This window comes from Lacticaseibacillus manihotivorans DSM 13343 = JCM 12514 (genome assembly GCF_001435035.1).
In the GTDB taxonomy this organism is placed as follows: domain Bacteria; phylum Bacillota; class Bacilli; order Lactobacillales; family Lactobacillaceae; genus Lacticaseibacillus; species Lacticaseibacillus manihotivorans.
Genome location: NZ_AZEU01000291.1, coordinates 1 through 530, shown reverse-complemented (window position 1 = coordinate 530; position 530 = coordinate 1). Strand labels below are relative to the sequence as shown.

At 48.5% G+C, this 530-nt stretch carries 1 pseudogene; it reads right to left on the bottom strand.

The features are described from left to right. Window positions 1–530 (bottom strand): annotated as a pseudogene (locus FD01_RS16330) (primase C-terminal domain-containing protein); the annotation flags it as partial.

The window sequence follows — 530 nt, the reverse complement described above, 5'->3', positions numbered from 1 at the left end:
CCAAAATGATTGCATCCAACATCCACCTGTGGCAGGTTTTTCAGGACGCTTTGGCGTAACTGCTCGCTAACAGTTTTGGCGGCTTCAACTGCCGGATAGCGTGTCCCCTTTTTGGACACAAAAACCGATTTCCAGAGAACGTAATACACTTGATAGCCGTGCGGGGTCTCCAAAATAGCAGTTGGCCAAATTTCGGGATCAAACAAGTCTTTTTTCTTGATGATGAATTGTTCTAAGAGATCTTGGTTGTAGTGTGGCTTATGATCGCCGAAGTCGGCGTCGACTACAAACGCATTGATTTGCTTGAGATTGTTTTCACTGTGTCCAACGACTACTTGGCGTCGATCATCTGAGTAGGTGCCATACCGGAATATATTCGGAGTCCAGTGAGAACATGCCTGGTTAGCTAACACCGCTTCTTCACTGGTTGCAATGAAGCCTCGCGCCTCAGTCAACGCTTGCTTCGTGCGCGTCAGGAAGATGGCGCCATGTGGGCGTTCCTCAGGAGATTGATCCAGAACAACTCGCTT